Origin of the sequence: Streptomyces sp. NPDC058877, from assembly GCF_042742855.1 — a bacterium.
Classification (GTDB): Bacteria; Actinomycetota; Actinomycetes; order Streptomycetales; family Streptomycetaceae; genus Streptomyces.
Window position 1 is genome coordinate 1 of sequence record NZ_JBHYMF010000088.1, and the last position, 20259, is coordinate 20259.

General features: G+C 71.2%; 13 protein-coding genes. 6 read left to right on the forward strand and 7 right to left on the reverse strand.

All coding sequences use genetic code 11. From position 1 onward, the window contains the following. Window positions 1-49: 49 nt before the first annotated feature. The 3 genes from ACFW2Y_RS20850 to eccD all read right to left on the reverse strand — a co-directional run bounded on the left by ACFW2Y_RS20850 (window position 50) and on the right by eccD (window position 4503). Window positions 50-2269 carry a polyribonucleotide nucleotidyltransferase gene (locus ACFW2Y_RS20850; protein WP_384881132.1) on the reverse strand — a complete coding sequence of 740 codons (2220 nt, stop codon included), beginning with the start codon at window positions 2267-2269 and terminating at the stop codon, window positions 50-52. Between the two features lie 273 nt (window positions 2270-2542). Then, window positions 2543-2830, reverse strand: coding sequence for a 30S ribosomal protein S15 (gene rpsO, locus ACFW2Y_RS20855; protein WP_384881135.1), 288 nt, complete (start codon window positions 2828-2830; stop codon window positions 2543-2545). A 200-nt stretch (window positions 2831-3030) separates the two neighbouring features. Then, window positions 3031-4503 carry a type VII secretion integral membrane protein EccD gene (gene eccD / locus ACFW2Y_RS20860; protein ID WP_384881138.1) on the reverse strand — a complete coding sequence of 491 codons (1473 nt, stop codon included), beginning with the start codon at window positions 4501-4503 and terminating at the stop codon, window positions 3031-3033. A 183-nt stretch (window positions 4504-4686) separates the two neighbouring features. Here eccD and eccCa point away from each other — a divergent pair, with 183 nt between their 5' ends. Together eccCa and ACFW2Y_RS20870 are read left to right on the forward strand one after the other, a co-directional pair. Continuing rightward, complete coding sequence (gene eccCa, locus ACFW2Y_RS20865; RefSeq protein ID WP_384881141.1) at window positions 4687-8655, forward strand: type VII secretion protein EccCa; 3969 nt, start codon at window positions 4687-4689, stop codon at window positions 8653-8655. Window positions 8656-8718: 63 nt separating this feature from the next. After that, entirely contained in the window at window positions 8719-9018 is a 300-nt protein-coding gene (locus ACFW2Y_RS20870; protein WP_384881144.1) for a DUF397 domain-containing protein, read from the forward strand. Between the two features lie 78 nt (window positions 9019-9096). On the opposite strand, the gene ACFW2Y_RS20875 is transcribed toward ACFW2Y_RS20870, so the two are convergent. From ACFW2Y_RS20875 to eccB, 4 genes are all read right to left on the reverse strand, one after another. Next, complete coding sequence (locus tag ACFW2Y_RS20875) at window positions 9097-9387, reverse strand: WXG100 family type VII secretion target (RefSeq protein WP_384881147.1); 291 nt, start codon at window positions 9385-9387, stop codon at window positions 9097-9099. 53 nt (window positions 9388-9440) lie between these two features. After that, window positions 9441-9779, reverse strand: coding sequence for a WXG100 family type VII secretion target (locus tag ACFW2Y_RS20880; RefSeq protein WP_384881150.1), 339 nt, complete (start codon window positions 9777-9779; stop codon window positions 9441-9443). 190 nt (window positions 9780-9969) lie between these two features. Then, a complete protein-coding gene (mycP, locus tag ACFW2Y_RS20885) occupies window positions 9970-11256 on the reverse strand; it encodes a type VII secretion-associated serine protease mycosin (protein WP_384881153.1) in 1287 nt (428 codons plus the stop codon). A gap of 13 nt (window positions 11257-11269) precedes the next feature. Further along, window positions 11270-12814 carry a type VII secretion protein EccB gene (eccB, locus tag ACFW2Y_RS20890; RefSeq protein ID WP_384881156.1) on the reverse strand — a complete coding sequence of 515 codons (1545 nt, stop codon included), beginning with the start codon at window positions 12812-12814 and terminating at the stop codon, window positions 11270-11272. Between the two features lie 191 nt (window positions 12815-13005). On the opposite strand from eccB, the gene eccE reads away from it, so the two are divergent. The 4 genes from eccE to ACFW2Y_RS20910 all read left to right on the forward strand — a co-directional run bounded on the left by eccE (window position 13006) and on the right by ACFW2Y_RS20910 (window position 20256). Continuing rightward, on the forward strand, window positions 13006-14310 hold the full coding sequence (gene eccE / locus ACFW2Y_RS20895) for a type VII secretion protein EccE (protein WP_384881159.1): 1305 nt from the start codon (window positions 13006-13008) through the stop codon (window positions 14308-14310). Next, window positions 14310-15080, forward strand: a complete 771-nt coding sequence (locus ACFW2Y_RS20900) for a hypothetical protein (RefSeq protein WP_384881162.1) — start codon at window positions 14310-14312, stop codon at window positions 15078-15080. Before eccE ends, ACFW2Y_RS20900 begins: the two co-directional genes overlap by 1 nt. Window positions 15081-15308: 228 nt before the next feature. Further along, window positions 15309-18230, forward strand: coding sequence for an SCO5717 family growth-regulating ATPase (locus ACFW2Y_RS20905; RefSeq protein WP_384881163.1), 2922 nt, complete (start codon window positions 15309-15311; stop codon window positions 18228-18230). Window positions 18231-18423: 193 nt separating this feature from the next. Beyond that, the gene (locus tag ACFW2Y_RS20910; RefSeq protein WP_384881182.1) at window positions 18424-20256 is read left to right on the forward strand and encodes an ABC transporter substrate-binding protein; all 1833 of its coding nucleotides are present in this window, start codon (window positions 18424-18426) and stop codon (window positions 20254-20256) included. The last annotated feature ends 3 nt before the right edge of the window (window positions 20257-20259 follow it).

Genomic DNA, 20259 nt, shown 5'->3' on the forward strand with positions numbered 1-20259 from the left:
GCCCGCCCCTCCGAAGAGGGGCGGGCCGTCGCGCGGGAACTACGGGACGTCACTTGGCAGCGTCGTCCTTGTCACCTTCGGCGGCGTCCTCGTCCGCGATCACGGGGATCAGGGAGAGCTTGCCGCGCTGGTCGATCTCGGCGATCTCGACCTGGACCTTGGAGCCGATCGCGAGCACGTCCTCGACGTTCTCCACGCGCTTGCCACCGGCGAGCTTGCGGATCTGCGAGATGTGCAGCAGGCCGTCCTTCCCCGGGAGCAGGGAGACGAAGGCACCGAAGGTGGTGGTCTTGACGACCGTGCCCAGGTAGCGCTCGCCGACCTCCGGCATGGTCGGGTTGGCGATGCCGTTGATCGTGGCGCGGGCGGCCTCGGCGGCCGGGCCGTCGGCGGCACCGATGTAGATGGTGCCGTCGTCCTCGATCGTGATCTCGGCGCCGGTGTCCTCCTGGATCTGGTTGATCATCTTGCCCTTGGGGCCGATGACCTCGCCGATCTTGTCCACGGGGATCTTGACGGTGATGATCCGCGGGGCGTTCGGGGACATCTCGTCCGGGGTGTCGATCGCTTCCATCATCACGTCGAGGATGTGGAGGCGGGCGTCACGGGCCTGCTTGAGGGCCGCGGCCAGGACGGAGGCCGGGATGCCGTCCAGCTTGGTGTCGAGCTGGAGGGCGGTGACGAACTCCTTCGTACCGGCGACCTTGAAGTCCATGTCGCCGAAGGCGTCCTCGGCACCGAGGATGTCGGTGAGGGCGACGTAGTGGGTCTGGCCGTCGATCTCCTCGGAGATCAGGCCCATGGCGATGCCGGCGACGGGGGCCTTGAGCGGCACACCGGCGTTCAGCAGCGACATGGTGGAGGCGCAGACGGAGCCCATGGACGTCGAGCCGTTGGAGCCGAGGGCCTCGGACACCTGACGGATCGCGTAGGGGAACTCCTCGCGGGTCGGGAGGACCGGCACGATGGCGCGCTCGGCGAGGGCGCCGTGGCCGATCTCGCGGCGCTTGGGGGAGCCCACGCGACCGGTCTCGCCGACGGAGTACGGCGGGAAGTTGTAGTTGTGCATGTAGCGCTTGCGGGTCACCGGGGAGAGGGTGTCCAGCTGCTGCTCCATGCGGAGCATGTTGAGGGTGGTGACGCCCAGGATCTGGGTCTCGCCACGCTCGAACAGCGCCGAGCCGTGCACGCGCGGGATGGCCTCGACCTCGGCGGCGAGCGTACGGATGTCCGTGATGCCGCGGCCGTCGATGCGGACCTTGTCCTTGATGATCCGCTCGCGGACCAGCTTCTTGGTCAGCGCGCGGTAGGCACCCGAGATCTCCTTCTCGCGGCCCTCGAAGGCCGGGAGGAGCTTCTCGGCGGCGAGCTCCTTGATGCGGTCGAGCTCGGTCTCGCGCTCCTGCTTGCCGGCGATGGTGAGCGCCTGGGCGAGCTCGTCCTTGACCGCGGCGGAGAGCGCCTCCAGGACGTCGTCCTGGTAGTCGAGGTAGACCGGGAACTCGCCGGTGGGCTTGGCGGCCTTGGCGGCGAGGTCCGCCTGGGCCTTGCAGAGGACCTTGATGAAGGGCTTCGCGGCCTCGAGACCGGCGGCGACGACCTCCTCGGTCGGCGCCTCGGCGCCGCCCTTGACCAGCTGGATGGTCTTCTCGGTGGCCTCGGCCTCGACCATCATGATCGCGACGTCGCCGTCCTCGAGGACGCGACCGGCGACGACCATGTCGAAGACGGCGTCCTCGAGCTCGGTGTGCGTCGGGAAGGCGACCCACTGGCCCTTGATCAGGGCGACACGGGTGCCGCCGATCGGGCCGGAGAAGGGCAGGCCGGCCAGCTGCGTGGAGCAGGAGGCGGCGTTGATCGCGACCACGTCGTAGAGGTGGTCGGGGTTGAGCGCCATGATCGTCTCGACGATCTGGATCTCGTTGCGCAGGCCCTTCTTGAAGGAGGGGCGCAGCGGGCGGTCGATCAGGCGGCAGGTGAGGATCGCGTCCTCGGAGGGGCGGCCCTCCCGGCGGAAGAAGGAGCCGGGGATCTTTCCGGCCGCGTACATCCGCTCCTCGACGTCGACCGTCAGGGGGAAGAAGTCGAGCTGGTCCTTGGGCTTCTTCGAAGCGGTGGTCGCCGAGAGGACCATGGTGTCGTCGTCGAGGTAGGCGACGGCGGAACCGGCGGCCTGCTTGGCGAGGCGGCCGGTCTCGAAGCGGATGGTGCGGGTGCCGAAGGCTCCGTTGTCGATGACGGCCTCGGCGTAGTGGGTCTCGTTCTCCACTATGGGTTTCTCCTACGTATTCGTCTTTGCGTCCTTCGGCCCGTGTGGCCGGGGACGGTGTGCGACGGGGACGGAGAAGCTCGCCTCGAATGCGGGCCGGTCTTCGATCGAAGCACCCGGGGACTCTTTCCCGGGGGCCACTACCGAGGACCGGCGGCTCCTCGCCCGTCCTATGGCGTTGTGCGACCAGACTAAGTGGCGATGTGCACTTTGCGCACGTACAGCAAAGGGAGCGGCCCCCTGAAAGTGGGAACCGCTCCCTCGCACAGCGTCTTACTTGGCGCCGGCCGCACCGCGGCGGATGCCGAGGCGGTCGACCAGCGTACGGAAGCGCTGGATGTCCTTCTTGGCCAGGTACTGCAGCAGGCGGCGGCGCTGGCCGACCAGGATCAGCAGACCACGGCGGGAGTGGTGGTCGTGCTTGTGCTGCTTGAGGTGCTCGGTCAGGTCCGAGATGCGGCGGGACAGCATCGCGACCTGGACCTCGGGGGAGCCGGTGTCGCCCTCCTTGGTGCCGAACTCGGCCATGATCTGCTTCTTGACGGCGGCGTCGAGAGCCACGCGGATCTCCTCAGTAGTGTTCGTGCGCCCGCGAGTGCCCCTGGTCTTGTTCTCAGGGGAAGCTTCCGTGACTCGCCGGGCGAAGGTCCGATGGGCGCAGCTTCCAGAAGTTTCCGAGTGGCCTCGGGTTTCCGGAAGCGCGTACACAAACGGCCGTCACACAGCGTACCAGCTCACTGGAGCACCCCGTGATCCGGTTCCTACTTGCTGGTGAGGGAGCGGACGGTCGAGAAGACGTCGAGGACGGCGAGGCAGAGCGGAACGAGGGAGAGCAGGACGAATGCCTCGGCCAGATCGAGGAGACGGCCCCAGAACGGCGAGAGGCCCTTCTTCGGGATGATCAGGCCGATCGCGGTGATCAGCGCGGCCCCGGCGGCGACGGAGGCGGTGAGCCAGATCGTGCGGATGTCCAGCCCGCCCCGGTCCCCGTACATGAGGAGGTCCTTGACCAGGTCGGCCGGCGGGTTGAGGGAGAGGCCGAGGACGAGCAGGGCGATGGCGGCGATTCCGGCGACGAGGACGCAGACGACCTGCGAGGTGTAGCGGAAGAGGCGGGCGCGCAGCAGCATCGCGAGGCCGGCGGTGAGGGCGAGGAGCTGGCCCCAGACGTTTCCGGCGAAGCCGAGGACGGCCGCCGAGCCGACGAGGACGGCCGCGCAGCCGCCGACCAGCCCGAGGAGCATCTCGTGGCCGCGGCGTGCCTGCAGGGCGATGCGCTCGCCGTCGACGGGCTGCGCCTCCTCGCCCTGCTGCGGGTCGACCGAGAACTCGTCCTCGGCGGCGCTGCGCGGGGCGGCGTAGCCGATGGGGAGTCGGGCGAAGCGGGCGGAGAGGCCGGGCAGGAAGGCGACGAGGCCGAGGGCGACGGGGGCGCAGACGGCGGCGGCCTCGGTGGCGGTGGCCTCGGTGAGGATCACCAGGAAGGTGGCGAGGGTACCGATGCCGGCGAGGAAGGTGGCGGCGACGAAGGGGGCGTCACCGCTGGGGGTGAGTGCGACGAGGGCGACGGAGGCCACGAGGACGGTGACGGAGCCGAGGAGGAACTGCAGGCGGCCGGGGCCCTGGCCGGCGTCGGCGGCGATGATGCCGGAGCCGGCTATGAGGAGCAGGGGGAGCGCGCCGAGCCCGAGGGCGACGGCGGTCGCCCGGTCGGCGTAGACGCGGGCGCGAACGCCGGCGAAGGCGGTGAGGAGGATTCCCGCGGCGCCCGCGATGACCCCGGGGAGGCCGTGCATGTCGTGGCGGACCGGATCGGCGAACCAGAGGACGAATCCCATGAGGACGAGCAGCAGGACGCCGCCGAGGAGGCCGGCGCCGCGCAGCAGGTCGTCGCTCCACAGGTGCCGGTCGCGGGTGACGGCGGAGGCGACGGCGTCGGAGACGTCGTCGTAGACGGCCGGCGGAAGGGACTGCGCGAAGGGGCGGAGGGAGAGCACTTCGCCGTCGAGGACCTGTTGGGCGGCGAGGGTGCGGGCGCCGTCGAGGACGGATCCGTCGCGGCGGACCAGGTGGTAGCCGGTCGGGGTGCCGGGGTCCTGGGTCTGTCCGGTGAGGCGCAGGATCTCCGGGTAGACGTCGGCGACGGCGATGTCCTCCGGGAGCGCGACGTCGATGCGGCTGTCCGGCGCCACGACGGTGACGCGGCAGAAGCCGGTCGCTGCGGTCGTACTCACGTGTCTGGACCCCCTGATTCGCGGTTGCGCACGATGCGCGCGCCACCCTACCGGGGACCGGTGGAGGGGGCTGCAAGTAGGATCGCCGTCCCATGGGGGAAGTCCGCGCGCTCGGCTGCCGACAGGGGTGCCGTGCGGAAGCTCCCGCCACGAGCCCGCCTCCAACGAGGGATTGATGCGCCGGTGAGCCAGATCGTCGTCAAACGCCCGCCGAGGTCCCTTCCTCCGGAAGTGCCCGGTGAGGAACTGGTCCTGGAGTCCCCGCCGGAACTCCCGCGGGGACAGCAGGAGTCGGCGTTGATGCAACTCCTGCCGATGCTCGGCATGGGTTCGTCGGTGGTCTTCTTCTTCATGACCCCGTCTCCGATCATGCGGATCATGGGCACGCTCATGCTGGCGTCGACGGTCGCGATGGCCGTCGCCCAGTTCGTGAGGTTCCGGCGCGGTACGCAGGGGCAAATGACCGATGTCCGCCGCGACTACCTCAAATACCTTGCGCAGACCCGGCGTACGGTCCGTCGGACGGCGCGCAAGCAGCGGGACGCCCAGCTGTACCTGCACCCGGCGCCCGAGCAGTTGTGGTCGGTGGTGGCCGAGGGGTCCCGGGTGTGGGAACGCCGAGTCGGCGACCACGACTTCGGACAGGTGCGGATCGGACTCGGTGCGCAGCAGTTGGCGACGCCGCTGGTGGCGCCGGACACGGCACCGGTGGACGAGTTGGAGCCGCTGTGCGCGGGGGCGATGCAGCAGTTCCTCGCGGTGCACGGGACCTTGGACGGACTGCCGATGGCGGTCTCGATGCGGGCGTTCTACCACGTGACGGTGTCCGGTGAGCCGGAGGCGGCGCAGGCGGCGGCACGGGCCCTGGTGGCGCAGCTGGTGACGCTGCACTCGCCCGAGGACCTGATGCTCGCCGTGGTGGCGGCGCGCTCGGCGCAGGAACGCTGGGACTGGACGAAGTGGCTGCCGCACGCCCAGGTTCCGGGTCAGGTGGACGGTGCGGGCAGCAAGCGGTTGTTCGGCGACGACCTCACCGAGCTGGAGCAGTCGGTGAGGTCGAAGCTGGACGGGCGCCCCCGGTTCTCCCGGGACAACCAGCCGGTGCTCGACCAGCCGCACATGGTGGTGGTGCTGGATTCCGATTCGGTGCGCGGCGGTCTGGTGCCGCCGGACTCGCTGCTCGCGACGCCGGAGGGCCTGCAGGGCGTGACGATCGTGGAGGTCGTCTCCGGTGAGCTCGACGAGCCGCGCGGTGGTCTCTCGGTGGTGGTGCGGCCGGGCCGGCTGCGGCTGGAGTCGGGCGCCGGCTTCGCGTACGAGGGGACGCCGGACGGAATGTCGCTGCCGGCGGCCGAGGCGCTGGCCCGACAGTTGGCGCCGTTGCGGACGGGCGGTGGTGACGACGACGAACCGCTGCTCGCGAACCTGGACTTCACGGATCTGCTGAACCTGGGCGACGCGGCCTCGGTGGACGTGGCCCGGACCTGGCGGCCCCGCTCGGTGGCCGAGCGGCTGAGGGTGCCGATCGGTGTGGGCGAGGACGGCCAGCCGGTCATGCTGGACCTGAAGGAGGCCGCGCAGGAGGGCATGGGCCCGCACGGCCTGTGCGTCGGCGCGACGGGTTCCGGAAAGTCGGAACTGCTGCGGACGCTGGTGCTGGGACTGGCGGTGACCCACTCGTCGGAGACGCTGAACTTCGTCCTCGCCGACTTCAAGGGCGGTGCGACCTTCGCGGGCATGTCCCAGATGCCGCACGTGGCGGCGGTCATCACCAACCTGGCGGACGACCTGACGCTGGTCGACCGGATGGGCGACGCGATCCGCGGCGAGCTCCAGCGTCGCCAGGAGCTGCTGCGCTCGGCGGGCAACTACGCGAACATCCACGACTACGAGAAGGCGCGGGCGGCGGGTGCTCCGCTGGAGCCGCTGGCCTCGCTGGTCCTGGTGATCGACGAGTTCTCCGAGCTCCTCACCGCCAAGCCCGACTTCATCGACATGTTCATCCAGATCGGCCGCATCGGCCGTTCCCTGGGCGTGCACCTGTTGCTCGCTTCGCAGCGCCTGGAGGAGGGGAAGCTGCGCGGCCTGGACACGTACCTCTCGTACCGGATCGGTCTGCGGACCTTCTCGGCCGCGGAGTCGCGGACGGCGCTCGGCGTGCCGGACGCCTACCACCTGCCGTCGGTGCCGGGTTCGGGATATCTGAAGTTCGGCACGGACGAGATGACCCGCTTCAAGGCGGCGTACGTGTCGGGGACGTACCGGACGGGCGGACCACGGCTGGAGATCGGGCAGTTGCCGGTGGAGCGGCGGCCCGCGCTGTTCACCGCGGCGCCGGTGCCCGTGGTGTACGCGGCCCCGGACCCGGCGTACCTGACGGCGCGGCGCGAGGAGGAGGACGACGCCCTCGCGGACACGGTCCTCGACGTGATCGTGCGTCGTCTGGAGGGGCAGGGGGTGCCGGCGCACCAGGTGTGGCTGCCGCCGCTCGACCAGGCGCCCTCGCTCGACCAGCTGCTTCCCGGTCTGGCGCAGACCGCGGACCGGGGGCTCACGGCGACGGAGTACACGCGTCAGGGCGGGCTGACGGTGCCGCTCGGGCTGATCGACAAGCCGTTCGAACAGCGGCGCGAGGTGCTGTACCGGGACTTCTCCGGTGCGGCCGGTCACATGATGGTGGTCGGCGGTCCGCAGTCCGGCAAGTCGACCATGATGCGGACGCTGATCTCTTCGTTCGCGCTCACGCACACGCCGGCCGAGGTGCAGTTCTACTGCCTGGACTTCGGCGGCGGGGGCCTCGTGTCGCTGGCCGACCTGCCGCACGTCGGCGGGGTGGCCTCGCGGCTCGACCCCGAGCGGGTGCGACGGACGGTCGCGGAGGTGATGGGGGTGCTCAACCGGCGGGAGGAGTTCTTCCGCTCGCACTCCATCGACTCGATCGCGACCTACCGGCGCAAGCGTGCCGCGGGCGAACTGCCGGGCGAGGCCTGGGGTGACGTCTTCCTGGTCGTGGACGGCTGGGGTGGCTTCCGCAACGACTACGACGTGCTGGAGCCGATCGTCGCGGACATCGCCGCGCGGGGTCTGGGCTACGGCATCCACGTGGTGATCACCGCGGCCCGCTACATGGAGGTGCGGGCGGCGCTCAAGGACCAGATGCTGGGCCGGCTCGAACTGCGGCTCGGCGACGTCATGGACTCGGAGTTCGACCGGAAGGTCGCGGCGAACGTGCCGACCGGTGTGCCGGGCCGCGGACAGGTGCCGGAGAAGCTGCACTTCATGGGTGCACTGCCGAGGATCGACGGGTCGAGTGCGGCGGCCGACCTGGCGGAGGGCACGGCGGCGTTCGTGCGGTCGGTGAAGGCCGCGTGGTCCGGGGCACCGGCCCCGGCGGTGCGGCTGCTGCCGCGCAAGCTGCCGGCGGAGCAGCTCCCGAAGGGCTTCGAGTACCCGCAGCACGGCATCGCGATCGGCATCGACGAGACGAACCTGGAGCCGGTCTTCGTCGATTTCGAGTCGGATCCGTTCTTCCTGGTCTTCGGCGAGAGCGAATCCGGCAAGACGGCACTGCTGCGGTTGATCGCCAAGCAGTTGTGCGAGCGGTACTCGCCGGATCAGGCGCGGATCGTGGTGGGCGACTACCGACGGACGATGTTGGAGGCGGTGGCGCCCTCGCACCTCCTGGAGTACGCGCCGATGGCCTCGGCCATGCAGATGCACATGGACGCGATCAACACGGTGATGACGAAGCGGGCGCCGAAGCCCGACATCACACCACAGCAGCTGCGGGACCGCAGTTGGTGGACGGGGCCGCAACTCTTCGTGCTGGTCGATGACTTCGAACTGGTGGCGACCAACTCGGGCAATCCGCTGGCGGTCCTGGTGGAGAACCTGCCGTTCGCACGGGACGTCGGCATCCGGTTCATCGTGGCGCGCAACCAGGCCGGGGCCTCCCGGGCCATGTACGAGCCGTTCATGCAGCGGATGCGGGAGTTGGGCGCACAGGGCGTGGTCCTCTCCGGCGATCCGCAGGAGGGCGACATCCTGGGCAGCGTCCGGGCGCGGCCGATGCCTCCGGGGCGGGGCACGTTCGTGTCCCGGAAGCGTGGTGCTCCGCTGGTCCAGTTGGGCTGGCTGCCCGAACAACACTGAGCGGAGCGTTCCCTCCCACTACTGTGGGAGGGAACGCCGTACCACCGCGAAGGGAACGCGCCGATGAGCGACGCACACGACAGCACGGCCGACGGCCCTTCGGAGGGCGCCGTCGACGGCGCCCGCGCCGCCGAGCGGGAGCGCGAGAAGGAAGAGCTGTACGCGCTCGACATCTCCGGCGTCGCGTGGGAGGGCGCTCCCGGGACCAGCCCGGACGAGGAGCGGGTGGAGATCGCGCGGCTGCCCGGCGGCGCGGTGGCGATGCGCTCCTCCCTCGACAAGGAGACGGTGCTCCGGTACACGAAGGCGGAGTGGGACGCGTTCGTCCTGGGCGCCAGGGACGGCGAGTTCGACCTTCGCTGACCCGCGCCGGGCACGCGTGAGGGGGTGGCCCGCGGGACGGGCCACCCCCTCATGTGCGCCGGTGTCGACCCGGACGGCTCACATCATGCGGAACCGGGCGGCGTTGCCCCGGTCGGTGTCCTGGTAGCCGATGACCGACTCGTCGAGGAGCTGGGCGATGCGCGACAGGTCCTGGTTCATGCCGGCCATGTCGCGGGTCAGGCGGTCCTGGCTCTCGCGGTAGGCGATCTTCGCCTCGCCCTCCCAGTTGGAGGCGACGCGGTTGACCTCGGCCATGAGGTCGTCGAGCTTCTGGGTGAGGGTGCTGGAGGTCAGACGGACGTCGGCCGCCGCCTGCGTCACGGTGTCGTAATTGACCGCAGTGGTCATGATGATGACTCCTGGAGTGAGAGTGGCGCGGAGGGGTGGTCGAGCCGGACGGCTCAGGCCATGCCGAGGATGGCGCTCTGGCCGCTGGAGGTGTCGTCCATCCGTCGGAAGGAGCGCACGCGGTCCTCTTCCTCCTGCGTGAACCCGTCGGCGCTCATGCGCATGATCTCTTCGAGCTTGACGAGCTCGACGCGCATGTTGCGGAGACGCTGGTTCAGGTCGTTCTGGACCCGGTCGTACTCCTTGCTCGCAGCGCCCTGCCAGCCCGCCTGGATGCGGTCCACCACTCCGTTGAGGGAGGTGATGCGGGACTGGAGCTCGTCGGAGAAGTCCTGGATCCGGCCGGCGAGCTTGACTTGTTCGGCACTGGTTACGTTCAGGTCTTTCGACATCTTGCCCCTTCTTCCTTCGGTGACCGCGACGGACGGGCCGTCGGGCTTTCCGGTGGTGATGCGGACGGGAATCTTCTGATGCCGCCCCCGTGCTGGGGTCGCACTGGCGTGCCCCCAGCGGTCACTGTAGTCATTGGCGGCGGCAGTTCCAACTGCAAAGGGAGCCCTCGGCACTTGGTCGGTACGCGGGTCATCGGGCCCCCTTCCTGCGGCGGCTGTCGCGGATCACGGTGGCGGTCCCGGCGACCACGGCGACCAGGACGCCCCCGATTCCCAAGGCGTAGGTGGCCAGTCGTTCGGAGCGCTCCTGGGGGGTCTCCGACAGCGACAGGAGCGCCGGTTCGGGGGCCGGCGGCTTGGGCGGCCCCGGGTCCGGCACGGGTGAGGAGGGCGGCGTCCCGGGCTGGTCCGCGAGTGCCCGCACCGGGTCCACCACCCCCCAACCGACGTGGTTGTCACGTCCGTTGATCGAACGGACGGCGGTCTGCTCGATCCGGGTGACGATCTGGGCCGAAGTCCAGTCGCCGTGCTTGGCGCGGAGCAGGGCGGCGACCCCGGCGACGTACGGGGCGGAGAAACTGGTGCCGTTGTCGATGCACTGGCCGCCGCCGGGAACGGTGGAGACGATGTCGACGCCGGGGGCGGCGACGCCCACGAAGGTGCCGGACTGGGAGAACGCGGCGCGTTCGTTGTTCCGGTCGGAGGAGGCGACGGCGAGGACCCCGGGGAAGGCCGCCGGGTAGGTGTTCTTGAGGGCGCCGTCCATGCCGTCGTTGCCGGCGGAGGCGACCACGACGATTTCCTTGGCGATCGCCCGGGCCACGGCCTGGGCCATGGGCGAGTCGGGTCCCAGCGGCTGGGTGGTGTCCTGGGAGATGTTGATGACGTGCGCGCCCGCCTGGACGGCGTGGTCGATCGCCAGGGCCATGGTGTCGGACTTGCCGCTGTTCTTCTCGTCGTTCTGCCGGATCGGGATGATCGTGGCCTCGGGCGCGATGCCGACGAAACCGGTGCCCTTGCGGGGGCGGGCGGCGATGATGCCGGCGACCTTGGTGCCGTGGCCGACCTCGTCGACGGTTCCGTCGGTCTTGCCGCGCTGCGCGTCGCCGGCGGAGGGGTTCTCCTCGTCGGGCTTGAGGTAGTCCTTGCCCGCCTTGGCGTCGACGGCGGTGCGCAGTTGGGGATTGACGTCGTCGACACCGGTGTCGATGACGGCGACCCGGATGCCCTTGCCCTTGGTGTCCTGCCACAGTTCGTCGAGCAGGACCCGTTGGAGCGGCCAGGGGGTTCCCTCGATCTGCTTCTTCATGGGGAACGTGCACTGGCCGCTGCCGTCGAGGGCGGGACCGGAGGGATGCGGCGGGGCAGGGGCGGGGGCGGCGGCCGCGGCGGTCTCCACGGGGGCGGCGGCCGCGGCGGGCAGGGCGGCGAGCAGGCCCGCGGCGAGCAGGGCGGGCGTGCGGTACGTCGTCGTCATCGATGCCGCCTCCTCAGGAACCCTGCGGCTGACGTGCGCTGTTGGTGTCGAGGCGGGGGCCCTTCGACAGGAACTCCGACCACTCCATCGGGACGAGGACCGGCTGGACCTTCTCGTATCCGAGACGCTTCTGGGCATCGCTGGGTTCCGGCCGGTCGTCGGTCTGCTTCTGCTCTCCGGCTCCGATCTCGGAACGGGCCGAGTCGCTGTCGCCGTTGGCCTGCACGGCGTACCGCAGGCCGGTGTCGGTGACCAGGAAGAGCGAGCCGTCGGGCGTCTTCTGCCGGCCCTGGACCTGGGTGTACAGGAGGCCGGTGCCGGGGGTCACGTACGTGCTGGTGCCGCCGGTGCTGATGTCCGCGGGGTAGTCGGTGCCGGCCCAGGTGGTGAGGGTGGCGTTGCCCTTCTCGTCGACGGCGGTGAGGACGTTGCAGATGGTGTCGCGGGCACCCTCGCCGGTGGACGCGTTGATCTGGGTGGACTTCCGCGTCGGCCAGCGGACGCCGGCGTGGAAGACGGTGGGGTCCGGGACGAAGGCGGAGGCGTCGACGGCGGTGGCCTTGCCGTCCATGTCGAGGACGCCGGTCTGCGGGGCGTTGATGAGCAGCCAGGCGGTGAAGGGGGTGACGGGCTGGACCTTGCCGGCCAGCACGACGTAGTGCTGCGGCCCGGAACCGGTCTGGGCGAGCAGGACCATGCCGATCCGGTTCTCCGTGCCGCTGAGGGTGTTGCCGGGTATGTCGGCCGCGGCGCCGACCTCGCCGTCGATGTGCGGGAAGTCGATCTCGTCGCCGGTCCGCAGGGTGGCGAGCCAGTCGTCGGTGACGGCCTGCGGCTCCTTCCCGAGGCCGACGAGGGCGGTGAGGAGTCCGGGACGGTCGGCCTTCACCGGGTACTTGGTGCCGGTGTGGTCGACGAGGAACTGGGCCTTCCCGTGCTGCCCCCTGACGTACAGCACCTGTCCGTCCTTGAGCTGGTTGGCGCCCTCGGTCCGCCGGGCGTCGCGCTGGGCGAAGAGGAAGGTCGCCTTCTGGACGCTGGCGCCCTTGCCGCCGCCGGGCTGCTCGCAGACGGCCCAGCGCTTGGCCGTGCCCGCGTCCTCCGCGCCGGGCAGGCGATCGGGGGCGTACGGGATGCCGAGGATGGGGCCGCGGGGCGGCTTTCCCTCGTCGAGCTTCTTGTCCTCGACCTGGATGACCTGGAACTGGTCCGGGTTGAGGAGGAGTCGGGCGGAGGCGAGGTTGAGGACGGGGTGGAGCAGGGTCTTCTTGTCCTTGCCCGTGCCGGTCTCCAGGACGACGTAGCGGGTCGTCGACTGCTTGCCGACGATGACCCGGGTCCCGGGGGTGTCCCAGCCCTTGGGTGCGCTGGGCTTGAACATGCCCCAGGCGCCGAATCCCGCGACGACGAGGGCGGAGACGATCAGGCCGGGGAGGATCGCGCGGACCGGCTTCGGCGCCCCCTCCTCCGTGCCGGAGGGGGAGGGTTGGAGGAATGCCGCCACCGTGCGCTTCTTCGCAAAGGTGTACGCGTTGAGCTCGTCCCGCCGCGATGCCATGAGTCCCCATTCTCGTCAGGCGCGATCTCCGCACGGGGTCCCGGGGGTGTTGACACCCGGGCCCCGGCCTTCGGACCGGCCCCCTACTATGCCTGCTGTCCCGTGGGGTTCGAGGGGCGGGTAGGGTGATCCGGCCGCCAAAGCCCTGGCGGGCCAGGGTCATCGGGATGAATTGAGGGGGATTCTCCATCATGGCTTCCGCGAGGCGGAGGCGGCCCGCCGCAGCCGCTGCCTCCATACCCCCGCCCACGGGAACCGCCGCCTCGGTCGCACCGAGGCTTCAGGCACGTCCCGGACACTTCGGTTCGTTCCGATTGCAACAACTGGTGCTGATCGAGGTGGCAGCGGCCCTGCTGCTGCTCGCCTGGGTCGTGGAGCCGGTGTTGCTCGTGCCCGCGGGCGCGGTCGCCGTCGCGCTCGTCCTGCTCGCCGTGGTGCGCAGGCACCGGCGTTCGCTGCCCGAGTGGCTCGGCACCTTCCTCGCCCTGCGCGCCCGGTCACGCCGTGCTTCCTCGTTCACGGTGCCCGAGGGCACCGAGCCGGGGCTGGCCCCGCTCGTCGAGTGCGATCCGGCGCTCCGGACCCATGCGTACAGCGACCGCGAACGACGTCCGGTCGGGATGGTCGGTGACGGCACCTTCCTCACCGCGGTGCTGCGGGTCGAATCGGACGGTACGGCGCTGCGCGCGGATCGCGCGGCGAAGCCGCTGCCCGTCGGGCTGGTCCGGGACGCGCTGAGCGTCGACGGGATCCGGCTGGAGTCGGCACAGATCGTGCAGCACACCCAGCCGGCGCCCGCACCACACCTGCCCGCCCAGTCGATGGCGGCCCGCAACTACGGCCCGCTGCAGGCGCAGACGGGTTCGCCCGCGGTGCGGATCACCTGGATCGCGCTCAAGCTCGACCCCGAACTCTGCTCGGAGGCGGTCGCCGCACGTGGCGGTGGTCTCGTCGGCGCCCAGAAGTGCGTCGTGCGGGCGGCCGACCAGCTGGCGAGCCGGCTCGCGGGGGCCGGGTTCCGGGCGAGCGTCCTGACCGAGCAGGAGCTGACCTCGGCGCTCGCCACGTCGAGCTGCGCCAGCCCGATGGCGATCGCGCAGGCGGGGCGCGGACGGGCGCAGGGGCGTCGGACCCAGGAGACGGCCCGGACCTGGCGGGTGGACGACCGGCGACACACGACGTACTGGGTCGGGCGCTGGCCGCAGTTGGGCGGCCGGAACGGCGGCGCCGGTGCGTCGATGCCGCAGCTGGTGGCACTGCTGACTTCGCTGCCCGCGCTCGCGACGACGTTCAGCCTGACGCTGAGCGGTGGGGACCGGCAGGAGGTGACGGTGACCGGACACGTGCGGATCACGGGGCGCAGCGACGAGGAACTGGTGGGTGCGCGGCACGAACTGGAGCGCGCGGCACGCGGGGTGAGGACCGGGCTCGTCCGGCTGGACCGGGAGCAGGTGCCCGGCGTCCTCGCCACGCTGCCGTTGGGAGGTGCGCGCTGATGTCCACGTCCGCCTTCGACGCCTCCCGGACCACCGGCGGCGCGCCCCGACGGTCGGGGCGGAGTGCGCGCCCCCGGTTCGGCTTCGGGCTCGTCGGACCGCGCCGCGACCGTCACTCCGTGCCCGTCGAACAACTCGACGCACTGGCACTGCCGGTGGGCGACGACGGTGTGGTGATCGGCGTCGATGCCGAGGGCCGGCCGGCGGTCCTCGGCATCAACCGGCCCGTCCCGTACGACGTGACCCTGATCGGCGGTCTGTGGACCGCCCAGGTGCTGGCCCTGCGGGTCGCCGCGACGGGCGCCCGGGTGGCGGTCGAGACCGGGCGGGCACCGGGCTGGACCTCCCTCGCGCAGGCAGCGGGCGGCGGGCAGCCGTGCATCACCCTGCACGACGTGGGGCGGGTGCCGCCGCAGGGCGCATCGGCGGGCAGTCCGGTGGTCGTGGTGCGCGACTGCGGCATGCGACCACCGCGCGGCCGTGTGGTCTCGGCGCCCTGGCAGTCGGTCGTGACGCTGCTGCCGTACCTGAGTCCGGCCGCACCGCGCCTCCTGGAGAAGTCCTCCCTGGTGGGAATCCAGCGGGTGTCGCCCGACGAGGCGGAGCAGATCGGTCGCATCATGAGCCTGCCGCGCCAGGAGTACGAAGCGCTGTCCACGCTCGCGGACGGAGTGACCCTCTGGTGCACGCCGAGCGACCGCCAGTTCGTGATGACGCAGGCGACGGACGCCGAGACCGGATTGTTGGGCAGCGCCCGCCGGATGGACTGAGCGGGGACCGAAGCACGCAATTCACCCTGGTGCGTCCCTTTTTGCACTGTTTGGAATGGTGGGGGTCCTCACGCTGCGGCACGACCGGGTCACTTGGGGGTCCGGCCGGTGCGCAGTGACGGGCGGGGAGGGCTCGTCGGGCATGTCCGGGGGTGGCCCGCGGCGATTAGGGTGGAAGGGCCCCGCCCAGCACGGCACAAGGGTGCTCGACCACACCAGGAGGCAAAAGTGAACGGCGATCGTGACGAGATCCACGGGGGTTGGAATCCGCCCGCCGACGATCAGTCCGACGCGGATCCTGCCGAGATGACGGGTGAGTTCACCATCGACTACACCCCGCCCGCCTGGTACACGCAGAACGCGTCGGGCGGTACGGAGGCGGGCGGTGCCACTCCCCCGCCGCCGAGCGGAGCGCCGGTCGCCGTACCGGGCCTCCCCGCGGGCAGCGGTTTCGAGCCCGGCTGGAACATCGCACCGCCGGCCCCTCCGACGGCGGGCGCCGCCGCTCCCCAGGCGGCGGTCCCCCAGGCAGCGGTTCCGCCCGCGCCCCCTACTCCCGCGGCCCCCGGGCCCGTTGCTCCTGCTCCCGCTCCGCCCGCGGTCACGCCCGGAGCACCGGTTCCGGGTCAGCCGGTGGGCGGTCCGCCACCCGCCGACGTGCCGCCCGCCCCCGCTCCGGCACCGGAGATGCCCCCGGCCGGGCCCCCGTTCGGCGGCGGCGACATCGAGAGCGGCGCCACCATGCGCTTCTCCCCCGTCGCCCTCCAGCGCGAGATCGCGGCGCGTTCTGCGGAGCAGACGACGGATGCGACGGATCCCGCCGGATCCGCACCGGACACCGCCGGAGGAACGGAAGCCGGGCAGGACGACGGCGCGGGGGACACCGGGGACCCGGCGTCCGCAGAGGACACGAACGACGCTCCTGCAGGGGGCACTTCGGGGGAGGGCGCCCTCCCCGAGGGCATTTCCGCGGAGTCCGGCATCACGCCGGTCGCCGGTGCGGCGGACGGCAGTGCGGCCCATGGCAGTGCGGCGGACGGCGGAGCCACGACCGCCCCCTCCACCGCCCTGCCCCCCGCCGATGACGACACCGCGGGACCGCAGGACGAACCGTCCGCGCCCGCCGCGGCGACGGGCACCGCGCCGACCCCGGAGGCCGCGGTCGCGCCGGGGGCGGACGTCATGGGCGGAGCGGCCGGGGCCGCTTCCGGAGCCACTCACTCCACTCCTGCGCACCCGACCGGCAGCACACCACAGGACGCCGGCCCGCAAGACGCCGGTCCGCAGGACGTCACCGCACAGGGCGCCAGCGGCGCTCCGGGGCCCTTCCCCGGTGTCCAGCCCGCTGCGCCCGCGCCGCAGGCCGGGGCCGGGGCCGGGTTGCCCCCACTGCCCCCGGCGTTCCAGCCGGCCGCTCCGGAACCCGCGCAACAGTGGTCGGCCCCGGGCCCCCCGCCGGTACCGCCGCCCGCCGCGCCGATGCCGCAACAGGGCGCTTGGACGACGCCGGCGGCGCCCGCAGCCGGCCCCGTGCCCCCACAGGCCGCCGGCGCCTACGGCTATCCGCAGGCCCCGCAGGGCCCGGCGCCTCAGGACGGGTACGGCTTCCCCCGTCCCGGGACGCCTCCGCAACAGCCCGGATACGGCTACCCGCAGCAGCCCGGGCCTCCCGGTGGCCTGCCCCCGCAGGCTCCGGCCGGATACGGCTACCCGCACCCCGGAGCCGTGCCCCCACAGGTCCCCCAGCCCGGAGCCGTGCCCCCGCAGGTCCCCCAGCCGCCGCAGGACGGACAGCCGCCCGTCGATCCGCGGACCGGGGCCGCCTGGCCCTCGCCCGTGACCCACGACCAGCGGGAGCGTTCCGTGCCCGGCGCGCCGCTGGGCTACAACGCGGCCGTGGAGCTCTCCTCCGACCGGCTGCTGCGCAACAACAAGCAGAAGCCCAAGTCGAGCCGGAACCCCGGAGCCGCCAGCCGCTTCAAGCTCGGCGGCCGGAGGGAGGAGGCGGAGCGGCAGCGCAAGCTGGAGCTGATCCGGACACCGGTCCTCTCCTGCTACCGGATCGCCGTCATCTCCCTCAAGGGCGGCGTCGGCAAGACCACGACGACCACCGCACTCGGTGCGACGCTGGCCACCGAGCGGCAGGACAAGATCCTGGCGATCGACGCGAACCCGGACGCGGGCACGCTCGGCCGCCGGGTGCGGCGCGAGACCGGGGCGACCATCCGCGACCTGGTACAGGCGATCCCGTACCTCCACTCGTACATGGACATCCGCCGGTTCACCTCGCAGGCGCCGTCCGGTCTGGAGATCCTCGCCAACGACGTGGATCCGGCCGTCTCGACGACCTTCAACGACGAGGACTACCGACGGGCGATCGACGTCCTCGGCAAGCAGTACCCGATCATCCTGACCGACTCGGGCACGGGCCTGCTGTACAGCGCCATGCGCGGGGTCCTGGACCTCGCCGATCAGCTGATCATCATCTCCACGCCGTCCGTGGACGGTGCCTCCAGCGCCTCGACGACGCTGGACTGGCTCTCTGCGCACGGTTACGCGGATCTGGTGCAGCGCTCGATCACGGTCATCTCCGGGGTCCGCGAGACCGGAAAGATGATCAAGGTCGAGGACATCGTGCAGCACTTCCAGACCCGTTGCCGCGGTGTCGTGGTGGTGCCCTTCGACGAGCACCTGGCGGCCGGCGCCGAGGTGGACCTCGACATGATGCGGCCGAAGACCCGGGAGGCGTACTTCCACCTCTCCGCAATGGTGGCCGAGGACTTCGTCCGGGCCCAACAGGCACAGGGGCTTTGGACCGGTGACGGTCAGGGCGCGGCACCGCCGCACATGGCCCCGCCGATGCCGGGTCAGCCGGGTCCGGGGCACCCCGCACCCGGCCAGATGCCCGGACAACCGATGCCCGGCCAACCGGGCCCCATGCCCGGACAGTACGCACCCGGCCAACCCGCCCCCGGACAGCCCTACGGAGCACACCCCGGACAACCCGGCACACCGCAGTACGGACAACCGGGCGTGCCGCAGTCCTGGCAGCAGCCGCAGGACGCGGGCGAGTCGCAGCCGGGACGGCCGCTTCCTCCGCAGACGGAGCCGCAGCATCCCGGACAGGCACCGCCAGCGCCTCAGCAGTAGGGCGTCACCGGCTTAGACCAATGGGGCCCCGTATCGGTTCACCGATACGGGGCCTCTTGGCGTTCCCGCAGCGCAGAAGGGGTTTGAGCGATCGTTGACGACGGCAGACCACCGCTGATACACCTTCGCTCCATCCATCGCCAGCCCAGGATCCACGACAAGAACTCCGACGCGAGGACAACGTCTCATGATCATGGTCACGAAGGTCCCGCCCCGTTCCCCCGCCACCCGCAGGGCCTTGCGGTCGGTGCTCGTCGCCGGCATCGTCGCCGGCTCCCTCGCCGCCTCCCCCGCCGCGGCGCAGGCCGAGGACGAGAAGGGCGGCGGCACCACCCTCACCGTGGCGGTCTCGCAGAGCATCGACTCGCTGAGCCCGTTCCTGGCACAGCGGCTCACGTCGACCAGCATCCACCGGTTGGCGTACGAGTACCTCACGAACTACGACCCGAAGGACGCCCACACGGTGCCGGGCCTGGCGACCGCCTGGACGGCCTCCCCGGACAAGTTGACGTGGACGTACACGATCCGCGAGGACTCGACGTGGTCGGACGGACGACGGGCCACCGCCGAGGACGCGGCCTGGACCTTCCACACGATGATGAACGACCCGAACGCGGCCACCGCCAACGGCAGCTTCACGGCCAACTTCGCGGAGGTCACCGCGACCGACCCGCGGACGCTGGTCATCCGGCTGAAGAAGCCCCAGGCGACGATGACGGCGCTGGACGTGCCGATCGTGCCGAAGCACGTCTGGGAGAAGGTCACCGACTTCTCGACGTTCAACAACGACAAGGCGTTCCCGATCGTCGGCAACGGCCCCTTCGTCATCACGGACTTCAAGGTCGACCAGTACGTCAAGCTCAAGCCCAACAAGACGTTCTGGCGGGGCGCGCCCCGGTTCGACGAGTTGGTCTTCAAGTACTACAAGGACGGGGACGCCGCCGTCGCGGCCCTGCAGAAGGGCGAGGTGTCCTTCGTGCCGAACCTGACGCCCGCTCAGGCAGCGGCGCTGAAGGCCCAACCGAACATCAAGGTCAACGACGCCCCCGGCCGGCGCTTCTACGCCCTCGCCACCAACCCCGGAGCGAAGGCCCGGGACGGCAGGACCTTCGGCAACGGCCACCGGGCGCTGCTGGACCCGGAGGTCCGCAAGGCCTTGTTCCTCTCCGTCGACCGCGCGACGCTCGTCGACAAGGTCTTCCAGGGCCACGCCGTCGAGGGAGAGGGGTACGTCCCGCCGCGCTTCGGCTCGTACTTCTGGAAGCCGGCGCCCGGACAGGAGCGGGCCTACGACCCGGCCCGGGCGGCGCAGGTCCTCGACGCGGCCGGCTACGAGAAGGACGCCGCCGGCAAGCGGGTCGGCAAGGACGGCGTGCCCCTGGACTTCCGCATCCTCTGCCATGCCACCGACCCGAACGACAAGGCCGTCGGGAAGTACCTGCAGGAATGGTGGGGGAAGCTCGGCATCGGCCTGGAAGTGGAGTGCCTGGACAGCGTCTCCGACCCCTGGGCCAAGGGGGACTACGACCTGGCGTTCGACGGCTGGTCGGTCAATCCCGACCCGGACTACGTCCTCTCCATCCACACCTGCGGCGCGCTCCCGGCCACGCCGAAGGACTCCGGCGCCACCGACAACTTCATCTGCGACCGGGAGTTCGACGGGCTCTACGCACAGCAGGCGGTGGAGTACGACGCCGCCAAGCGGGCGGACCTGGTGAAGCGGATGCAGTCCCGGCTCTACGACACGGGGTACATGAACGTCATGGCCTACCCGAACGCCCTGGAGGCGTACCGCACGGACCAGATCGGGTCCATCACGACCATGCCCGAGGCCGCCGGGAACCTGTGGGGGCAGGACGGCTACTGGAGTTGGTGGTCGGCCGTGCCCGCCGCGCGGGCCGCGCAGACCGACGGGGCCCCGTCCACCGGGGTGATCGTCGGCATCGGTGCGACCGTGGTGGTCGCGGTCGGGCTCGGCACCCTGCTCGGGCTGCGCCGCCGTGCCACCGCCGACGACCGCGAGTAGCGC

What these genes read in the sequence shown, in the direction of transcription:
- ACFW2Y_RS20900 (WP_384881162.1), top strand. Translation starts at nt 14,310, where the DNA reads ATGTCCACGTCCGCCTTCGACGCCTCCCGGACCACCGGCGGCGCGCCC.
- mycP (WP_384881153.1), bottom strand. Translation starts at nt 11,256, where the DNA reads ATGACGACGACGTACCGCACGCCCGCCCTGCTCGCCGCGGGCCTGCTC.
- ACFW2Y_RS20870 (WP_384881144.1), top strand. Translation starts at nt 8,719, where the DNA reads ATGAGCGACGCACACGACAGCACGGCCGACGGCCCTTCGGAGGGCGCC.
- ACFW2Y_RS20875 (WP_384881147.1), bottom strand. Translation starts at nt 9,387, where the DNA reads ATGACCACTGCGGTCAATTACGACACCGTGACGCAGGCGGCGGCCGAC.
- ACFW2Y_RS20880 (WP_384881150.1), bottom strand. Translation starts at nt 9,779, where the DNA reads ATGTCGAAAGACCTGAACGTAACCAGTGCCGAACAAGTCAAGCTCGCC.
- eccB (WP_384881156.1), bottom strand. Translation starts at nt 12,814, where the DNA reads ATGGCATCGCGGCGGGACGAGCTCAACGCGTACACCTTTGCGAAGAAG.
- ACFW2Y_RS20910 (WP_384881182.1), top strand. Translation starts at nt 18,424, where the DNA reads ATGGTCACGAAGGTCCCGCCCCGTTCCCCCGCCACCCGCAGGGCCTTG.
- eccE (WP_384881159.1), top strand. Translation starts at nt 13,006, where the DNA reads ATGGCTTCCGCGAGGCGGAGGCGGCCCGCCGCAGCCGCTGCCTCCATA.